Source organism: Shewanella sp. SNU WT4 (assembly GCF_006494715.1).
Taxonomy (GTDB): domain Bacteria; phylum Pseudomonadota; class Gammaproteobacteria; order Enterobacterales; family Shewanellaceae; genus Shewanella.
This window is the reverse complement of record NZ_CP041151.1, coordinates 941,220-958,843: the sequence shown is the minus strand read 5'-3', so window position 1 is coordinate 958,843 and position 17,624 is coordinate 941,220. Positions and strand designations below refer to the sequence as shown.

Below are 17,624 nucleotides of genomic sequence, written 5' to 3'. Positions count from 1 at the left end.
GTAAGGTCGTCTTTTACTTTGTGATATACGCTTATTATTCAGTGTTTTCCATCACAACTCTCATAAGTAGGGATAGCGGTAATTATGAAAGCGTCACTCCAGCTTAGACTGGGTCAGCAACTTACCATGACTCCGCAATTGCAGCAGGCCATTCGTCTGCTGCAATTATCATCCATGGAACTACAGCAGGAAATCCAGCAAGCCCTGGAGTCTAATCCGCTATTAGAATTGGATGAAGAGCAATATGATCCCATCCAAGCCGCGACGGAAGGCAACGAGTTCGATGTCACTCACGTTAAGAATCAGGACAAAGAACTAGAAACCAATGACAACAATACAGCAGACAGCAGCGACATGAGTTATGAAGCTGATGCCGTTGAAGCTGACTCCTATGAAGTCGATATGGAGCGCGATAGTTCAAGTGTCGATACTAGTGATGCCCTCACCCAAGAAACTATGCCAGAAGAGCTGCCTTTTGATAGCAGTTGGGATGAAGTGTTTACCGCAACTAGTAACACAGGCTCTGCTAATCTGCGCGATGATGACATGCCGTTTCAAGGTGAAACCTGCGAAGGCTTGTATGAGCATTTAGAATGGCAAAAGAATCTGACTCCGTTTAGCGATACCGATCGCGCCATTGCTACCACTATTATTGAAGCGATTGATGAACGCGGTTATCTCACCTTATCGACTGCTGAAATTCTGGATGCCATTAGTGATGATGACGATATAGAGCTTGATGAAGTGGAAGCTGTGCTTAAACGGATTCAGCATTTTGATCCCATAGGTGTCGGCGCCCGAGATTTGCGCGAATGTTTACTTATTCAGCTGTCGCATTTTAATGAAAACACACCATATTTAGCGGAAGCTAGACTGCTGATTGATGAACATTTGGATGTCTTAGCCGCCAAAGATTTTCGTTTATTAATGCGAAAAACTCGGCTCAAAGAAGATGATGTCAAATATGCGCTGCAACTGATCCAGACCTTAAATCCGCGCCCCGGCTCGTTAATTACGCCAAATAGCGATGAATACGTGATCCCTGATGTATCGGTCAGCAAAAAAAATGGTCGTTGGGTTGTAGAGCTCAATCCCGATAATATGCCTAAACTGAATGTAAACCAGCATTATGCCGCCATGGCTCGCAGCAGTCGCAATCAAGCCGATAGTCAGTTTATTCGCGGCCACTTGCAAGAAGCCAAATGGTTTATTAAAAGTTTAGAGAGTCGCAATGATACGCTTCTAAAGGTGGCGACTTGCATAGTTGAGTTCCAGCAAGGTTTCTTTGAGTTTGGTGAAGAAGCGATGAAACCTATGGTTCTTAATGACATAGCTGAAGCCGTTGAAATGCATGAATCGACGATTTCACGGGTGACGACTCAAAAATATATGCATACCCCTAAGGGGATTTTTGAATTAAAGTACTTTTTCTCTAGCCATGTAGGCACGGATGACGGCGGAGAATGCTCCTCTACAGCAATTAGAGCTTTTATAAAGAAGCTAGTCGCTGCAGAAAACCAAAAGAAACCACTGAGTGACAGTAAAATGGCTCAGCTTTTGGCAGAACAGGGAATTAACGTTGCACGGCGCACCATAGCTAAATATCGAGAAGCTATGTTGATCCCACCGTCCAATCAGCGTAAAAGTTTATAACCCACCATTTCACTGGAGGCAGGCATCTATGCAAATTAATCTGACAGGGCACCACGTAGAAGTAACCGATTCGTTACGCGAGTATGTTGAAAACAAGTTCACAAAGCTTGAACGTCATTTTGAACAGATCAATAATGTGCATGTTGTTTTAAATGTTGAAAAAAATCAGCAGATTGCTGAAGCCAAGCTACTAGTGAGTGGCGGTGAAATATTCGCTACCTCCGAACATCAAGATATGTACGCCGCGATTGACGCCCTGATAGATAAGTTGGACCGTCAAGTCATTAAACACAAAGAGAAATTGATAAAACATTAACGATGGAACTCAGTACCATCCTGCGACCAGAGTGCACTACCTGTGCCACTCCGGGCAGTAAGAAAAAGGGGCTTGAGCTTGTCAGTGATCTAGTGGCAGCTCAATACCCCAACCTATCTTCCCAAGAAATTTTTGAGAGCCTATTAGCTCGCGAGAAGAAAGGTAGCACAGGCATAGGCAATGGCATTGCTATCCCTCATGGTCGCCTTGATGCAATCAGCGAGCCCATAGGAGTGCTTATTAAATGCTTAACTCCTATATCGTTTGATGCCATCGACAAGCAACCAGTAGATATCATATTTGCTTTATTAGTGCCGAGCGATGAATGTCAGCAGCACTTGACGACCTTAGCGGCAATAGCCGAAAAACTGAGTGATAAGCAAGTTCTCAAGCAAATTCGTAAGACCGAAGATGAAACTCAACTCTATCAGGTGATCACAGCATGAAACTGGTTATAGTCTCTGGCCGCAGTGGCTCAGGGAAATCCGTCGCCCTGCGAGTATTAGAAGATCTTGGTTATTATTGTGTCGATAATTTACCTTTATCCCTAATCGGTAGTTTGCTGAGCGAATTGCAAGTAAGTAACGATAAAATCGCCATCAGTGTCGATGTACGTAATTTACCTGAACAAGAAAAACTGCTTGAGCAAGAGCTGCGTAAACTGCCTAATAGTACTGTTATTAAAAGCATGTTTTTAAACTCTAGCGATCAAGTACTTCTTAAGCGCTACAGTGAAACCCGCCGCCTGCATCCTTTATCTAAATCCCAAAGTTCACTCAGTGATGCGATTAAACGTGAAGGCGAATTGCTCGCTCCCCTGTCCAAAATAATGGATCATTTCATCGATACCTCGAACTTAACCATTTATGAGTTAAGCGATAAGGTGCGGGAAATTTTGCTCGGCCGCGTTGAAAAAGAGCTAGTCATCACCTTTGAATCCTTCGGCTTTAAGCATGGCATGCCAACCGAAGCCGATTTTATGTTTGACGTGCGTTTTTTGCCAAACCCCCACTGGGAGCAAGAACTTAGACCGCTTACCGGGCTTGATGCGCCAGTGCAAGAGTTCTTAGGCCGCCAAGTGCAAGTCAATAAGTTCATCTGGCAAATCGAAAGCTTACTGGGTACTTGGTTGCCACAATTAGAACGCAATAACAGAAGTTACCTAACTATTGCGATTGGTTGTACCGGTGGTCAACACAGATCAGTATATGTCGCCGATCAACTCGCAAAACGTTTTACTAACGGTAAGCACACAGTGCAATCGCGTCACCGAGAGCTTAATAATGCCAGTGCTTGAGCGCCAAGTAACTCTATGTAATAAGCTTGGATTACATGCCCGTCCTGCCACTAAACTGGCGTTATTAGCCAGTGAATATCAAGCTAATATCACCTTAATTCAAGGTGATAAACAAGCCTCGGCCGCAAGTGTATTGGGGTTATTAATGCTGGGCTCAGGCCCTGGCAAAACCATACTTATCCGCGCCGATGGCGAAGAAGCACAAGCGGCCATGGATGCAATTTGCAATCTAATCAACGCCCGATTTGATGAGAATGAGTAAACGCGGCGCTAAAAGCCGCTGAATTGGGCGTGTTCATTTAGCTAGGCTAAGAGTATGATATGCGCCTGCCAAAAAGGGAGGGATGCATGCCAGTCGAAGCACTCAATAATGATCATACTCAGTTACTCCTAGATCAACTGTCACACGCCCTTGGTAGTGGAACGTTTGTCCATGTACGCGATATGCTCAGCAACATGGCCGCTCAAGACATAGCGCATATTATGGAGTCATCGACTCCACAAACTAGGCGAGTGCTATGGCAGCTTATCGATCATGATCAAGCCGGTGAAATTCTTGAAGAACTTCCTGAAGATTTAAAAGATCATCTGATTAAACAAATGTCCCCAGAAGGTGTTGCTAAGGCAACCGCTGGCATGGACACAGACGATCTCGCCTATATTTTACGCAGCTTACCCGATGCCTTGTACCAAAAAGTATTGCTGTCTATGAGCACCCAAGATAGGGCTAGGGTTGAACAAGCCCTGTCTTATCCTGAAGATACTGCTGGCAGTATCATGAATACCGATACAGTGACTTTAAGACCGGATGTCACTATTGATGTGATTCTGCGTTATCTGCGCCTACGCGGCCGCCTGCCAGATGCGACCGATACCTTATATGTGGTTGATAAGCGCGACCGTTTACTCGGTGGCATTCGTATCACCGACTTACTAGTGTCAAACCCTACCACTTCAGTGTACGATATTATGATCCCTGATATGGAAGGCATTCCTGTCACTATGTCAGATACTGAGATTTCGCAACTATTTGAACGCCATGATTGGTTATCTGCGCCAGTGATTGATGCTGAAGGTCATCTCTTAGGCCGGATCACCATCGATGATGTGGTCGATATTATTCGTGAAGATGCCGAGCACTCCATGATGGGTATGGCCGGTATGGACGATGATGAAGATACCTTTGGCCCTGTGCTCAAAAGCACTTTAAAGCGTTCTTTGTGGCTGACCATGAACTTGTTTGCGGCCTTACTTGCCGCCTCTGTCAGTAACATGTTTGAAGGCACCATTGAAAAATTTGCCACAATCGCGGTGTTAATGACAATTGTCCCAAGCATGGGCGGCGTGGCGGGTAATCAAACCTTAGCCTTAGTTATCCGCGGTATTGCCCTTGGGCAAGTGGGTCAAAGTAACTCACGCTGGCTAATCGGCAAGGAACTTGCCATTGGTTTCCTCAATGGTGTCCTATGGGCTTGCTTAGTTTTTGTCGCCGTGTGGATGTGGAAGGGCGATATGGCCCTTGGCATGCTAATAGGCGGCGCTATGCTTATCAATATGACAGTTGCAGGCCTTGCCGGCGCGGCTATTCCTTTGATGTTGAAACGCTTAAACATTGATCCCGCATTAGCTGGCGGCATGGTGCTCACCACAGTTACTGATGTGATAGGTTTATTTGCCTTCTTAGGACTGGCGACTCTGTTTTTGATGAATCACAGCATCTAGACAAGTAGTCTCTAAACCGTCATTTCAACATCACCCACTGCAAAAAACACTGCGACTAAATAAACAAGGACCCATCGGGTCCTTGTTTATTTTACTAACTTATTGAGCTTAGCTAGCTCATGCACTCAGATAATTCATGCACTTAGATTATTCATGCAATGAATGGCCGAATAAGTTAATTACTTAATTGGCGTCAGCACAATTTCAACCCGGCGGTTTTGCGCTTGACCAGCCTTAGTGCTATTGCTCGCAATCGGGTTGGCTTCTCCCATGCCTGAAGCGCCAAGGCGCTGCGGCTTAATGCCTTGCTGCATCAAATAATTACTCACTTCTGATGCGCGCACCTGCGATAAACGCAAATTGTAACTATCTGAACCTGTGCTATCGGTATAACCCAACACATTTAAGCGGGTTTTTGGATATTCATTAGCCACTAATGCCACTGAATTTAACACGCCCATAGCCGCAGGATTGAGGTTAGTTTGATCCACCCCAAAGGTCACTTCATTAGGCATATTCAAAATGATGTTATCACCATCACGAGTCACGCTCACGCCTGTGGCTTGTAATTGCTGACGCAGCTTAGTTTCTTGCACGTCCATATAATAACCAATGCCGCCGCCCAAAGCCGCGCCAGAGGCTGCGCCAATTAACGCGCCTTTACCGCGATCATTTTTACTTGATGAAGCCACACCAATAGCAACACCCGCAAGCGCGCCAATAATAGCGCCATTGGTCGCTTTCGCAGATTGCTGTTCATTCGTATACGGATTGACAGTACTGCAACCACTCATAGCAACACAAAACAGCGGAGCTATTATCCAATTTTTATTCATTCATTTATTTCCTACAGCTAAAAAATGGTCACCATAATAACTGGCCAAAACATAATCGCAAGCATCCCTTGATTAACTTCCCACCACACTACAAATATTGACTACACTTAATTCAATTGATTTATGGACTTAATTAGTTTCGTCAAGGATGCGTCTATGCAAACCCAACAGTTACGCTTTAGCAATGGCCACTGGGATCAAGCCATCAGCTTAGATACCTCAAAGCCGCAGCAGATATTAGTACTCTTATTTGGCAACCTGCCCCTATATCAAGAAGCCATAACTAGCCTGCAACAACAACTTCCCCTAGCCTTCTATATTGGCGCGACCACCTCTGGTGAAATCAGCCAAGACCAAGTGATAGATAATGGCTTAGTAGCAACCCTCATTGCTTTTAGTAACACCAGTATCCGTATGACAACCCAGCAAGTGGATATGCCGCAAGAGTCGTATGAGACAGGTAAACGGCTAGCTCACGAACTGCTTGGGGACGACCTAAAACTGGTCATGGTATTAAGTGATGGCCTTAATGTATTTGGCAGCGACTTAACTCAAGGCTTAGTGGATAACTTACCCAAAGAAGTGGCTATTACTGGCGGTTTAGCTGGGGATAATTTCCTATTCCGCCAAACCCATACCTTGGCGCAAGACCACATTAGTAGCAAACAAGTCGTGGCCATTGGCCTTTATGGCCGCGCTTTGAAAGTAAGCCATGGCTCTCGCGGCGGTTGGCTGCCATTTGGCCCAGATAGGCTCATTACGGCATCCGATGGCCATGAGCTATTAGAGCTTGACCATCAACCCGCGTTAACGGTTTATAAAGAATATCTGGGTGATAAAGTTGAAGGCCTGCCTGCCAGCGGCCTGCGTTATCCGCTTGAAATATCACAAGTGGGACACAGCACTAAATTAGTGCGCACTATGCTAGCCGTGAATGAAGATCATCAAAGCATCACCTTTGCCGGCGGCATTCCCGTAGGGGCGACCGCCCGCCTGATGCGCGCCAATGTTGAATCCATCATTAATGGCGCAGCCAGTGCTATTGAGGTGTGCTTAGAGTCCCATGACAATCCACAGCTTGCCATTCTCATCAGCTGCGTTGGTCGCAAACAATTACTCAAGCAAATGATTGATGAAGAGCTTGATATAGTTAAAGAAAGGCTCAATCATGACACCCAAGTGTGCGGTTTTTACTCTTATGGGGAAATCGCGCCCTTTGATGACAAGCATCAAGCTGAATTACATAACCAAACTATGACTATCACCTGTATTTCTGAACTATGCACAGATTACTAAAACGTCAGCTCCATAAATTGTATCCAGATGGTCTACCAGACGATCCTAAGCTTGCCAGCTTAGTTGAGCTGGTAGAGCAAGCTTATGAAGATTTTACGGAAGATTTACTGATCACCGAGCGCTCATTAGATCTCAGCTCTAATGAGCTTAATACTAAGAATCAAAACCTTAATTCTTTACTGAATGCCATGCCTGATACTTATGTGTGGCTTGATAGCAAAGATAGAGTATTAGAACTCAGGGTCGGGCAATCGCTGCAAGGCGTGTTTAGCTTGCATGAGAAAAATCAAAGCTTAGCTAGCACCATAGTCACTGACGATATTAGTAACCTGCTGCAACATTTAGCCGGGGTGCGCGATAAAACTCAACCCAATATCTATGAATTTAGCTTGCATACTCAAGGTGATGATATTCACCTTGAAGCGCGATTTGCACATTTAAGCCAAGGGCAAGTGCTGATTATTTTTAGAGATATCACCATTAGAAAACAGCTAGATAACTACCTTGCCAATGCACTTGAAGAGTCCAAACGTACCTTGCAGCAACTGCAAGACGTGATTAACTCAGCGCCCATAGGCTTTGCGATCACCACCTTAGATAACCAAGTGCTTATGCTTAATGACTATGCGCTAGAAAAATTTAAATTGGATAAAAATAAGCCGCTGCCGCAAGACTTCTCCCAATTAATTACCAGCAATTATCAAGAGCATTATCATCAATGCTTGCGCACCTTTCAAAACAATGACGGCCAGCCCTCAAGCATTAACCGCATTGATATCGAGATGGGTTCAACCACAGCGCGCCGCTTTCTCGCTGAAATTGCCTTTTGCAATTTAGTCATTGAAGGCAAGGCCATTATTATTCAAACCTTCCTCGATATTTCTGAGCGCAAAAACCTTGAACAACAACTGCGCTGCCTAGCGCAAACCGATTCGCTTACTGGCTGCTTTAATCGTGGTCATTTTACGGTAGCGGCGAGCCATAGCTTGGCCCAGTGTCAGGCCAAAACACAAACCTTTAGCCTGTTAGCCTTAGATTTAGATAAGTTTAAGCAGATTAATGACACTTATGGCCATGCGGGCGGCGATGCCGTGCTCAAAGCCTTTTGCAAAATTACTGCGCAGCAACTGCGAGAGCACGACATGTTTGGCCGCTTTGGCGGCGAAGAATTTATTATTGCGCTGGCCAATACCAATCATCAACAAGCGCATTTAATTGCCGAGCGCATTCGCCAGCAATTTAATGAGCTCGTTATACAACACGAACAATATCAAATACAAGCCAGTGTCAGCATAGGATTAATCAGTAGTGAGGGCGATGATGCTCACTTAGAAGCGCTAATCAAACAAGCCGATGAATATCTGTATCTTGCCAAAAATAATGGCAGAAATCGCGTCTATGGCTAATAACACCTAGACGCAAACACAACCCATTCACCACTCACCAACAAAAACAAAACAAGCAACTGATTATAAACAATAAATTACTCAATTCAGGTTTAATTTCAGCCAATAGACTGCCATAATCACGCATTATTTTTGCGCACATAATTTTTCATGAAAACCCAAACTCAAGGCAATTTATTTGCAGCCGCAGCCTTTGCGGTGTGGGGACTGCTACCCCTGTATTACCAATTTTTACCTGGCGCCGATGTCCTTGAATTATTAGCCTATCGGTTAGTGTTTTCAGTGCCGGTAATGCTTGCCTTATTAGCCTTGTTAAAACAGCCCATTGATTGGGCGCAAGTACGGCAAGATAAACGCTCCAGCTTATTATGTTTACTGGCCAGCCTTATCATGTGTTTTTCATGGTACGCCTTTACTTGGGCGATTACCCATGACCAAGTGTTGGCGGCAAGTTTGGGCTTCTTTATCAACCCCTTGTTTGCCATTGCCCTTGGGGTGATATTTCTGAATGAAAAATTGACTAAAGTGCAGATGGTCGCGGTATTACTTGCCATCGCCGGCATTAGTTATCAAGTCTGGGGTTATGGTCAATTACCTTGGATAGCACTAGTGATGAGTGGCTTTTTTGCCCTTTATGGCCTGTGCAAGAAATACATTAAGTTTGACTCTATGACGAGCGTGACGTTAGAGGCTATCTGGCTCGCGCCAATTGCCTTAGCTTATCTCACCTATGTAACGCTGAGCGGTCAGAGCCAAGCATTTGCCGGCGGCGCCATTGAAGTCGCGCTGTACATAGGTTCAGCCCCTGTCACCTTAGTGCCATTGGCCTTGTTTACCTTAGCCGTAAGCCGCACTAGTCTCACCAATATTGGCCTGATGCAATACATAGAACCAAGTTTACAATTTTTGCTGGCGGTATTTATCTTCGCCGAAGCTTTTGATGAAATTAAGCTAGTGAGTTTCAGCCTGATTTGGGCGGGATTATTGCTATGCACCTTAGATTCACTGCCATGGCGGCAATATCGAGTGCACAGCAAGTAAACTTAAGTCGTGGCAGCTTAATGCTGCCACATCATCAAGACTAACTCAGGCAAGTAGGAGCACAACGCCAAGGTCAATACCCCAAAGATAATCAAACCGTACTGACCGCTACGCGGGCGCTGCCAAAGTGTCGCTTGATGCACTACAAATGCTTGCTGCTCTGCAGTTAACTGCCCCCGATAACGACTGATAATTATCCCCACCATTAAAAATACCAAAGTACCTATAGGCGCATACCAAGGCCAAGCCATTTCTGTAAAGCGGCACAACACAATAGCGATTGTGCTAACAACACTCGCCCAAATAACGCCCTGTTCATTGGCATAACGACAAAACAGCCCAAGTAAGAACGAGCCTAAACGAATCCCCACAAATAAGGAGGTGAGTGATGCAATCGTTTTCAATACCGATTCATTAGAAATGGATAATAAAGCTGGGATAATCACACAGATCGCTGCCAGCAAACTCAGCCAACGTGCGGTTTTTTCATAATGATGAGGAGTGGCATCTTGCTTAATAAAACGCTGATAAAAATCGAACGTCATCACAGTTGCCATCGAATTAAAGGTTGAGTCTAAAGTCGACATAGCGGCAGCGGTTAAGGCAGAAATAATTAAGCCAATAATAATAGGATTGGTGTGATTAAAGACAAAATCTAAAATGACATTATTGCTGTTATCAAAGGATTCACCTTGATAAAACACAAACAGTAGCACCCCTAAAATACTAAAAAATAAGTACACAAAAAATGAGCCGTAACCGCAAACCATCATGGCCGTTCGTGCCGACTTAAGATCTCGTGTTGCCAGCGTTCTTTGGATAATTAACTGATTAGTTCCATACACACTTAAATGCAAGAAACTCACAGCCACTAACCCGGCTAATAAGCTGGTATCGTTATCAAGCTCAGAACTAAGATTTATTACACGAAATTTTTCAATAAGTTGCGGCGTTATACTGATGTGAGACATATCGGATATCAGCACACCAAACAAGGCTGCACTGCCAATCAAGAGCACCACACTTTGCAGCATATCCGTCCAAATGACGGTAGAAATACCTCCAAAAAAGGTATATGCAACGGTAAAGAGGCTTAAATAAATAATGGCTTGCTCAATCGAGATAGGCAACACTCTCACTAAAATCAGGGAAATAGCATAAAGGATCACACCTGCCGATATACATTGAACAATTAAGAACACCAAAGCATTGATGGTTCGCGCTATTACGCCAAACCTTAATTCTAGATATTCATAGATACTGGTCAGCCTTAAGCGATAAAATACTGGGACAAAGAAAACCACAGCACAAAAAATCACAAAGGGATAATTTAAATGCACGGCCATGGCCTGCATGCCAGCTTGATATACCCACCCAGGCATACCAATAAAAGTCATAGCACTAACATAAGTCGCTAAAATTGAAACCCCAGCCGTGACGCCGCCAAACTGACGCCCTCCAGTCGAAAAATCATCACTACTACCGCGATTATGATTGACTAATATACTAAGCGCGACCGTCAGCACTAAGTACATCAACATCACCCAGACACTTGAATACGTAACCATTCTAATCAATAAGCTCTCTACTGAGCGTAAAACCCACAGGAATCAATCCCACCATAGTGCCACCAATATCTAAAAACACTGATAACAACCCGCCATCAACGTGATCAACACCACAACCCCACCCCAAGTAATTGATAAAGATCCCACTAGACGAATATTTGCAACCAAAATCACGTCAGCGATCATTTTTGGGTACGTATTCATTTTGGTGTGATTTGAATCACAGCGACGCACTCAAGCAAATGTGTACTATGCGCTCGCCAAAACCAAAGCATGCAAATTAAGTTTGTGAATTTTGCAATTTTAACTGCTCACACCTGCTAGTCAGGTCGATAAGGGCAGAGGAATTTAAACGATGACAACTAAAATCCCAATGAAGGATGTGCCATTATTCCAACGTATTGCTGCGTATCTAGCAATCTTGGTCGGTTACTTCTTCTACTGCTACAACTTTGTAATTATTGACTATGTTCGCCCATATATCGTCGAAGCGTACGACGGCATCACTCTCGCCGATACCGCACAATTTTATACCTGGCAATCTATTGGCGCTCTAATAGGTGCGCTGAGCTGCGCTTGGGTTGCGAGCCAATTCGGCAAAAAACGCACCTTGATTGCAATCACCGCCCTTAACGGTGGTGCCACCATCATTAATATGATGTTCACCGACTATGCCGCGTGGGCCGCCATGCGTTTAATCATAGGCATTTCGCTAGGTGGTTATTTCACCGTAGCAGTTTCCACCATGATAGGTTTATTTGAACCTACGGTTCGCGGCAAGTTAACTGCATTTGCATCCAGTATGTTTTCAGTAGCGCTGATGGTTATGGGGGCGTATGCCGCCTTTATTTCTAGCATTGACGCTCCTTGGGAAAGTCTGATGTGGGTGGGTGGTGTACCACCACTAGTCGCGGCATTGGTAATGATATTTGTGCTGCCAAGCGATAAAAAGTATGCAGCCTTCGGTGAAGAAGCGGTACTGGATGCCAATGGCAATGCCGAACCTGAACTTAAGGGTTCTTGGGGTGAAATGCTGCGTGGTCGCAACTTACGCATCACTCTCATCTGTTTACTATTAGCTGGCCTTAACTTCTACGGATACCAGTTCTTTAGCGGCTTTGTGACTACTTATCTTAAAGAAATCCGTCAGTTTGATGGCGCCACCATAGGCATCATCTTCTCGATTTCAGCCTTTGGTAGCTTATTTGGCGCCTGGGTATGGGGAGCCATTGCAGACAAATTTGGCCGTAAAGTGAACGCCATTGGCTTCTTATTAGCAGGTGTGATGGCGTCATTATTCTTCATCGCCCCAAGCGACATCATGATAGGCAGCCTCAACCTACTTGCATTATTAGGCTTGATTTATAACTTCGGTTTATCTGCCAGTGCTGTGTGGGGTGGCTACTTCTCAGAACTATTCCCAGCTCACTTACGTAGTTATGGCGCAGCGCTATTCCACGGTGGTCGAATCCTCGGCATGTGGGCACCTATGGTGTTGATCTTTATCTCCGAACGTACCGATTTAACCACAGCTATGTGGGGCGCCCCAATCGTGTGGATAGTTGCAGCCCTCTTATGGCTGACCCTGCCAGAAACACTTAAAGGCGGCGTAATGTACAAAAAAGAAAAAGCAGCCCATCAGTAAGCTGTATTTACCATCAATAGTGCTGGCGATAACGCCAGCCAGTAAACCAATAATTTAAGGTTAATCAGATGACTAAGTATCAAGAAACCAAACGTATTGTTCGCGAATATTTTACCGCCATTGAACAAGCAACTCCGGCCAATGTAGCCGATGTACTTAAGGCCCACACCAGTGACGATTACCTGTGGCGCGGCGTTTATCCATTCCGTGAACAGCAAGGTGCTGCCGCTGCCGCCGAGGTTTTTTGGGCGCCATTAATGAGTTCACTAACTCGCATGCAACGTCGTCAAGACGTCTTCATTGGTGGCACCAATGAAATTAGTGGCGAGCAATGGGTTATGAGCATGGGCCATTTTATGGGCTTGTTCGATAAAGATTATTTAGGTGTTCGCGCCACAGGCAAGATGATCAGCCTGCGTTACGCCGAGTTTAACTGTGTTGAAAATGGCAAGATCACTAAGACCGGCTTATTTGTTGATTTGTTAGGTTTAATGCAACAGGCCGGAGCTTATCCACTGCCGCCTTCTACGGGTAACTATTTTGTGTACCCAGGTCCACGCAATCATGATGGCTTGTTATTTGAAGATGCTCCAGAAGAAGAAGGCGTTGCAACCTTAGCTTTAGTGAACAAAATGGTTGCTGATTTAAGTGCGCTCAATGACAGCGGCGCTATGGGTTGCCCGCCAGAAGTATTAGAAATGAGCTGGTCTAAGGACATGATTTGGTATGGCCCATGTGGTATTGGTGCTTCTTACACCATTCCACGTTACCAGCAGCAGCATCAGCTGCCATTTCGTAACAACTTAAAAGATAAAAAGTTCAATGGCCATGTTTGCCGTTTTGCTGAAGGTAATTTCTCTTGTTTCTTCGGTTGGCCAAACCTGTCTAACACCCCAGTGGGTGGTTTCCTAGGCATGCCTGGTGGCGAAATTCGTGCAGATATGCAAGTGGTTGATGTTTATTACCGCGAAGGTGACAAATTAGTTGAAAACTGGGTATTAATCGATATTCCATTCTGGTTAAAGCAGCAAGGTTTAGACGTTTTTGAACGCACCCAGCAAATCTTGAACCCAAGCCTGTAATCCCAAAATGAGCAAGCAGCTTCATCCCCTGCTTGCTTTCTTAAAGCTTACTATCTCGTATACCTGTCGTAGCTAATAGCAAGGTAACCCAATGAAATTAAAATCTTTATTAATCCTTATTGCAGCAGGCTTATGCTCAAATGCTGCTTTAGCGGATTTCACTTTCGCCAATAAACAAGGTGACTCATTAAGCATTGACGGTCGTTTTGAAGTTAGATATCAAAACAAGGGTAATGATCATCAAGGTGAATGGAACAGCGGTAGTTCTCGCTTAGGCTTTAAAGGTGTAAAACAGTTAGAGAATGGCTGGGCCGGTTTTGGTCATGCTGAATGGGGCTACAATTCTGGCGCCAATGGCAGCAACATTTACGATCGCATTCTTTACGCAGGAGTTCAACACGAGAAATACGGCAAAGTTTCTGCCGGTACTAAGCAGTGGAGTGCTTTTTATGACGTAGCTTGGTTTACTGACTTAGGACGCACCTTCGGTAGCCGCGCATTCGGTACTTATAACCTTAATGATTGGGGCATTGATAGTGGCGCAGGCCGTGCATCTAACTCTGTGGTATATCGCAATAACTACCAAGGGATTAAGTATGGATTTACTTATCAAACCACTCGTGAAGGCGTAAAACTTGGCAACAACCAAACTGCTGACTTTGATAACGGCTTAGGAGTATCGGTACAATACAGCCCTGCTGAAGGATACACCTTGGGCCTCGCTTATCATCAAAATGATATGAGCAACTTTTCTGTTGGTACCAATTTATCTGGCGATCAAACCAGCCGCATTGCAATGTTGGCTGCCAATTATACTGGCGAGAGTTTCTATTTAGGTACCAGCATTAACCAAGGTAGTAATTGGGAAGTAAACAGCCAAGGCCAATTTTACGACTCCATAGGTTATGAGCTGTATACCTATTATCATTTTGAATCAGGATTCAGAGCAACTTTAAACCTAAACTACCTAGCTGATACCGATGATAGAAGCCAAGGTTATGAACGTAAAACCATTATTCCCGGCCTTGAATATCATTTTGATAAAAATAAACTCGTCGCATGGGCTGAATACCAATTTGATTTAGGTAGCGATCAGTGGGACGCCAACCAATATCAAAATAGTGATGACCAATTTGCATTGGGAATGCGTTACTACTTCTAATTAGTGTTAATATACTAGGCCATCAATTTTGATGGCCTCTTTTGTAATGACAATAAAAACATACGCTTAGTGCATTTAATTATCATAACACTAGCTATTGAGGCCACATTGGTGAGTTTTCACGTAAATCATTTATTTTGATGCCGCAACATTTTGAATTTGGGTAATTTATTCTATGTCTGATGACAAAAAAATGGTCACATCAAGAGATGTCGCAAAATTGGCGGGGGTATCACAATCAACAGTATCTCGCGTATTTGTTGAGGGCAGTTCTTGCTCTGAAAAAACCAAGACAAAAGTGATGCAGGCGGCCAAAGCACTTAATTATCGCCCTAACTCATTTGCCCGTAGTCTGACAACCCAAGAATCTCGCCTCATAGGCCTAGTTTTTCCTGATGCGGAATACCCATTGCACATGAAAACCTTGCAACTGCTAAGCAGTACCTTGCAAGCTCGTGGCTATTCGGCAGTGTTAATCCCGTGGCAGTATGACGATCACAATCAACACAGCATTCCCAATATATTCAACTATCGAGTAGATGGCGTTATTGCCGCATCGGCCCAATTTAACAACCATCTTTATGAGGAATGTCAGCAGTTTTCTATTCCCATAGTGCAATTTGCGCGAGTAGCACATAACAGCAATAGTAGTTTTGCTATCAGTGATAACTATAATGCGGGCAAAATGGCGGCTGAAAAACTGAAAACGGCAGGCGTTAAGCGCCCAGCTTACCTAACAGGTAATATTCCAACCTTAACCAATAGTGAGCGTTGGCGTGGCTTTAATGACACAGTGTTACAGCTTTATGGTCATGCGGCAGGCTTGCTAGAAACTAATTATGATTATGAGCAAGCACTGCCATTAATCAGCCAGATGTTAGACCAAGCGAATAGGCCTGATGGCATATTTTGCTCTACCGATTTGTTAGCCATAGCATTAATTGATAGCGCTCGTCATCAACACCAGTTACGCATACCTGACGATCTACAAGTCCTTGGCTTTGATGATATTCCACAAGCCGCGTGGTTAAATTATCAACTGACAACCTTTAAACAAGATTTTGAACGACTCGCCTTAGAATCAATCAATATTCTGTTGGCGCAACTAAGTCAGCAAACTTCTCATCAGACCCAATTAATGATCCCAGTGCAATTGATTGAGCGCAGCACTACCCGCTAAATAGCATCATTCAATTAACAACTTAAGCCAATCTTATAAGCAGATTGGCTTTTTTGCGCCTAGTATGTCTACAATCCGCATCAAGGGGTAACGCCGCCCCTCATTTAAGATATTCAATAAATATCAGCTGTATATGAATCATAGCGGAGTCATTATGAAACTTACTTTAGCCTGCATAGCTATCACCAGTTCACTGTTAATTCATGCCAATGCCGCTGAATTACCTCAGTTATGTCATCCTTCAGAACCAAATTGCCAAGAATTAATGGCAATGCCTGAAACAGCCATCCAATTGCAATTATTGAACACAGTAGAGCAAGACAAACAACTGGCGCCGCACACCCCTTTCGCCATTACTAATATAATCCAGTATCAACAACAGCTAAACGTAAGCAGTGACTCGCAGTGGCAACTAGAGTTGAGCGATAATCGCGATCATAGCCGCACGCAAATATTTCATGCTATGTCGAATTGATAGCAAATATTCAAAAAAAATGGCCACTATAAAGTGGCCATTTTTTATATCCAAAGAAATGAAAGATTAATCTTTAATTTCTGCGTTGTGATACACGTTTTGCACGTCATCACAATCTTCTAATTGGTTGATGAACTTATCAAAGGTTTCAACATCTTCACCAGTGATTTCAGTCATGGTTTGCGGCACGAAAGAAATCTCTTCCATGGCAAAAACTACATCAGGCATAGCTTCTAACAAGGCAGTGCGCGCATGGTTGAATTCAGTGACAGGGGTAAATACACTCACCATGCCATCTTCAACTTCAACGTCAGTCACATCGACATCAGCCATCATCAGCATTTCTAAAATGCTTTCGTCATCATCGCCTGGGAATACAAACACAGCTTGATGGTCAAACATATGAGACACAGTGCCTGGGCCGCCTAATTTGGCGTCATTTTTAACGAATGCTTGGCGAACGTCAGTAAAGGTGCGCTTAACGTTATCCGTTAAGCAATCGACGATGACCATACAGTTGCCAGGGCCAAAGCCTTCATAACGGGCAACTTCATAATCTTCACCGCCAGCGCCTTTGGCTTTATCAATAGCGCGCTCAATAACATGTGTTGGCACTTGATCTTTTTTGGCGCGCTCGATTAAACGGCGCAGTGATAAGTTACCATCAGGCTCTACGCCACCTTGTTTTGCGCAGACATAGATCTCTTTACCGTATTTAGAGTAAACCCTTGTCTTTTGGGTCGCAGTTTTTGCCATGGACTCTTTACGGTTTTGATAAGCTCTTCCCATCTTAGTGACTCTTTGACCAAAATAATTCAGATAAGTATTGATTTTAACAGTGTTGGCCGCCAAAAACGACCCTAGGGCATGATCCAAAACAAGGCTTAATCAAAAGTGTCGAGCTTGCTCTAACTTTAGCCACTACATGATGCTAACCTTTTGCTA

At 44.2% G+C, this 17,624-nt stretch carries 17 protein-coding genes; 14 read left to right on the top strand and 3 right to left on the bottom strand.

Going from position 1 to position 17,624, the window contains the following annotated elements; genetic code table 11:
- The first annotated feature begins 84 nt into the window (after nt 1-84).
- The 6 genes from FJQ87_RS04295 to mgtE all read left to right on the top strand — a co-directional run bounded on the left by FJQ87_RS04295 (nt 85) and on the right by mgtE (nt 4,988).
- The gene (locus tag FJQ87_RS04295; protein WP_140930857.1) at nt 85-1,653 is read left to right on the top strand and encodes an RNA polymerase factor sigma-54; all 1,569 of its coding nucleotides are present in this window, start codon (nt 85-87) and stop codon (nt 1,651-1,653) included.
- A gap of 28 nt (nt 1,654-1,681) precedes the next feature.
- Entirely contained in the window at nt 1,682-1,969 is a 288-nt protein-coding gene (gene hpf, locus FJQ87_RS04290) for a ribosome hibernation promoting factor (RefSeq protein WP_140930855.1), read from the top strand.
- Between the two features lie 2 nt (nt 1,970-1,971).
- A complete protein-coding gene (gene ptsN, locus FJQ87_RS04285) occupies nt 1,972-2,415 on the top strand; it encodes a PTS IIA-like nitrogen regulatory protein PtsN (RefSeq protein ID WP_140930853.1) in 444 nt (147 codons plus the stop codon).
- Nucleotides 2,412-3,266, top strand: coding sequence for an RNase adapter RapZ (gene rapZ, locus FJQ87_RS04280; protein ID WP_140930851.1), 855 nt, complete (start codon nt 2,412-2,414; stop codon nt 3,264-3,266). The genes ptsN and rapZ overlap by 4 nt, the downstream gene beginning before the upstream one ends.
- Nucleotides 3,253-3,528 carry an HPr family phosphocarrier protein gene (locus FJQ87_RS04275; protein WP_140930849.1) on the top strand — a complete coding sequence of 92 codons (276 nt, stop codon included), beginning with the start codon at nt 3,253-3,255 and terminating at the stop codon, nt 3,526-3,528. Before rapZ ends, FJQ87_RS04275 begins: the two co-directional genes overlap by 14 nt.
- 86 nt (nt 3,529-3,614) lie before the next feature.
- Nucleotides 3,615-4,988, top strand: a complete 1,374-nt coding sequence (mgtE, locus tag FJQ87_RS04270; RefSeq protein WP_140930847.1) for a magnesium transporter — start codon at nt 3,615-3,617, stop codon at nt 4,986-4,988.
- Nucleotides 4,989-5,167: 179 nt separating this feature from the next.
- Here mgtE and FJQ87_RS04265 read toward each other — a convergent pair whose 3' ends face one another.
- The gene (locus tag FJQ87_RS04265; protein ID WP_140930845.1) at nt 5,168-5,824 is read right to left on the bottom strand and encodes an OmpA family protein; all 657 of its coding nucleotides are present in this window, start codon (nt 5,822-5,824) and stop codon (nt 5,168-5,170) included.
- A 156-nt stretch (nt 5,825-5,980) separates the two neighbouring features.
- Here FJQ87_RS04265 and FJQ87_RS04260 point away from each other — a divergent pair, with 156 nt between their 5' ends.
- From FJQ87_RS04260 to rarD, 3 genes are all read left to right on the top strand, one after another.
- Complete coding sequence (locus tag FJQ87_RS04260) at nt 5,981-7,120, top strand: FIST N-terminal domain-containing protein (protein ID WP_168195137.1); 1,140 nt, start codon at nt 5,981-5,983, stop codon at nt 7,118-7,120.
- Nucleotides 7,105-8,526 carry a GGDEF domain-containing protein gene (locus tag FJQ87_RS04255; protein WP_140930841.1) on the top strand — a complete coding sequence of 474 codons (1,422 nt, stop codon included), beginning with the start codon at nt 7,105-7,107 and terminating at the stop codon, nt 8,524-8,526. The genes FJQ87_RS04260 and FJQ87_RS04255 overlap by 16 nt, the downstream gene beginning before the upstream one ends.
- Before the next feature lie 150 nt (nt 8,527-8,676).
- Nucleotides 8,677-9,567: an EamA family transporter RarD gene (gene rarD, locus FJQ87_RS04250; protein ID WP_140930839.1), complete on the top strand. Its 891-nt coding sequence runs from the start codon at nt 8,677-8,679 to the stop codon at nt 9,565-9,567.
- A gap of 17 nt (nt 9,568-9,584) precedes the next feature.
- Here rarD and FJQ87_RS04245 read toward each other — a convergent pair whose 3' ends face one another.
- The gene (locus FJQ87_RS04245; protein ID WP_240778829.1) at nt 9,585-11,108 is read right to left on the bottom strand and encodes a sodium/solute symporter; all 1,524 of its coding nucleotides are present in this window, start codon (nt 11,106-11,108) and stop codon (nt 9,585-9,587) included.
- A 382-nt stretch (nt 11,109-11,490) separates the two neighbouring features.
- On the opposite strand from FJQ87_RS04245, the gene FJQ87_RS04240 reads away from it, so the two are divergent.
- From FJQ87_RS04240 to FJQ87_RS04220, 5 genes are all read left to right on the top strand, one after another.
- Nucleotides 11,491-12,780: an MFS transporter gene (locus FJQ87_RS04240; protein WP_140930835.1), complete on the top strand. Its 1,290-nt coding sequence runs from the start codon at nt 11,491-11,493 to the stop codon at nt 12,778-12,780.
- Nucleotides 12,781-12,848: 68 nt separating this feature from the next.
- On the top strand, nt 12,849-13,862 hold the full coding sequence (locus tag FJQ87_RS04235) for an ester cyclase (protein ID WP_140930833.1): 1,014 nt from the start codon (nt 12,849-12,851) through the stop codon (nt 13,860-13,862).
- Nucleotides 13,863-13,953: 91 nt separating this feature from the next.
- Nucleotides 13,954-15,024 carry a porin gene (locus FJQ87_RS04230; RefSeq protein ID WP_140930831.1) on the top strand — a complete coding sequence of 357 codons (1,071 nt, stop codon included), beginning with the start codon at nt 13,954-13,956 and terminating at the stop codon, nt 15,022-15,024.
- 193 nt (nt 15,025-15,217) lie between these two features.
- Nucleotides 15,218-16,204, top strand: a complete 987-nt coding sequence (locus FJQ87_RS04225) for a LacI family DNA-binding transcriptional regulator (protein ID WP_240778827.1) — start codon at nt 15,218-15,220, stop codon at nt 16,202-16,204.
- Between the two features lie 154 nt (nt 16,205-16,358).
- A complete protein-coding gene (locus FJQ87_RS04220; protein WP_140930827.1) occupies nt 16,359-16,679 on the top strand; it encodes a hypothetical protein in 321 nt (106 codons plus the stop codon).
- 66 nt (nt 16,680-16,745) lie between these two features.
- On the opposite strand, the gene FJQ87_RS04215 is transcribed toward FJQ87_RS04220, so the two are convergent.
- Nucleotides 16,746-17,468 carry a YebC/PmpR family DNA-binding transcriptional regulator gene (locus FJQ87_RS04215; RefSeq protein WP_140933987.1) on the bottom strand — a complete coding sequence of 241 codons (723 nt, stop codon included), beginning with the start codon at nt 17,466-17,468 and terminating at the stop codon, nt 16,746-16,748.
- Between the last annotated feature and the right edge of the window lie 156 nt (nt 17,469-17,624).

Coding starts and splice junctions, on each gene's coding strand:
- FJQ87_RS04295 (WP_140930857.1), top strand. CDS start 85: ATGAAAGCGTCACTCCAGCTTAGACTGGGTCAGCAACTTACCATGACT.
- hpf (WP_140930855.1), top strand. CDS start 1,682: ATGCAAATTAATCTGACAGGGCACCACGTAGAAGTAACCGATTCGTTA.
- ptsN (WP_140930853.1), top strand. CDS start 1,972: ATGGAACTCAGTACCATCCTGCGACCAGAGTGCACTACCTGTGCCACT.
- rapZ (WP_140930851.1), top strand. CDS start 2,412: ATGAAACTGGTTATAGTCTCTGGCCGCAGTGGCTCAGGGAAATCCGTC.
- FJQ87_RS04275 (WP_140930849.1), top strand. CDS start 3,253: ATGCCAGTGCTTGAGCGCCAAGTAACTCTATGTAATAAGCTTGGATTA.
- mgtE (WP_140930847.1), top strand. CDS start 3,615: ATGCCAGTCGAAGCACTCAATAATGATCATACTCAGTTACTCCTAGAT.
- FJQ87_RS04265 (WP_140930845.1), bottom strand. CDS start 5,824: ATGAATAAAAATTGGATAATAGCTCCGCTGTTTTGTGTTGCTATGAGT.
- FJQ87_RS04260 (WP_168195137.1), top strand. CDS start 5,981: ATGCAAACCCAACAGTTACGCTTTAGCAATGGCCACTGGGATCAAGCC.
- FJQ87_RS04255 (WP_140930841.1), top strand. CDS start 7,105: ATGCACAGATTACTAAAACGTCAGCTCCATAAATTGTATCCAGATGGT.
- rarD (WP_140930839.1), top strand. CDS start 8,677: ATGAAAACCCAAACTCAAGGCAATTTATTTGCAGCCGCAGCCTTTGCG.
- FJQ87_RS04245 (WP_240778829.1), bottom strand. CDS start 11,108: ATGTTGATGTACTTAGTGCTGACGGTCGCGCTTAGTATATTAGTCAAT.
- FJQ87_RS04240 (WP_140930835.1), top strand. CDS start 11,491: ATGACAACTAAAATCCCAATGAAGGATGTGCCATTATTCCAACGTATT.
- FJQ87_RS04235 (WP_140930833.1), top strand. CDS start 12,849: ATGACTAAGTATCAAGAAACCAAACGTATTGTTCGCGAATATTTTACC.
- FJQ87_RS04230 (WP_140930831.1), top strand. CDS start 13,954: ATGAAATTAAAATCTTTATTAATCCTTATTGCAGCAGGCTTATGCTCA.
- FJQ87_RS04225 (WP_240778827.1), top strand. CDS start 15,218: ATGGTCACATCAAGAGATGTCGCAAAATTGGCGGGGGTATCACAATCA.
- FJQ87_RS04220 (WP_140930827.1), top strand. CDS start 16,359: ATGAAACTTACTTTAGCCTGCATAGCTATCACCAGTTCACTGTTAATT.
- FJQ87_RS04215 (WP_140933987.1), bottom strand. CDS start 17,468: ATGGGAAGAGCTTATCAAAACCGTAAAGAGTCCATGGCAAAAACTGCG.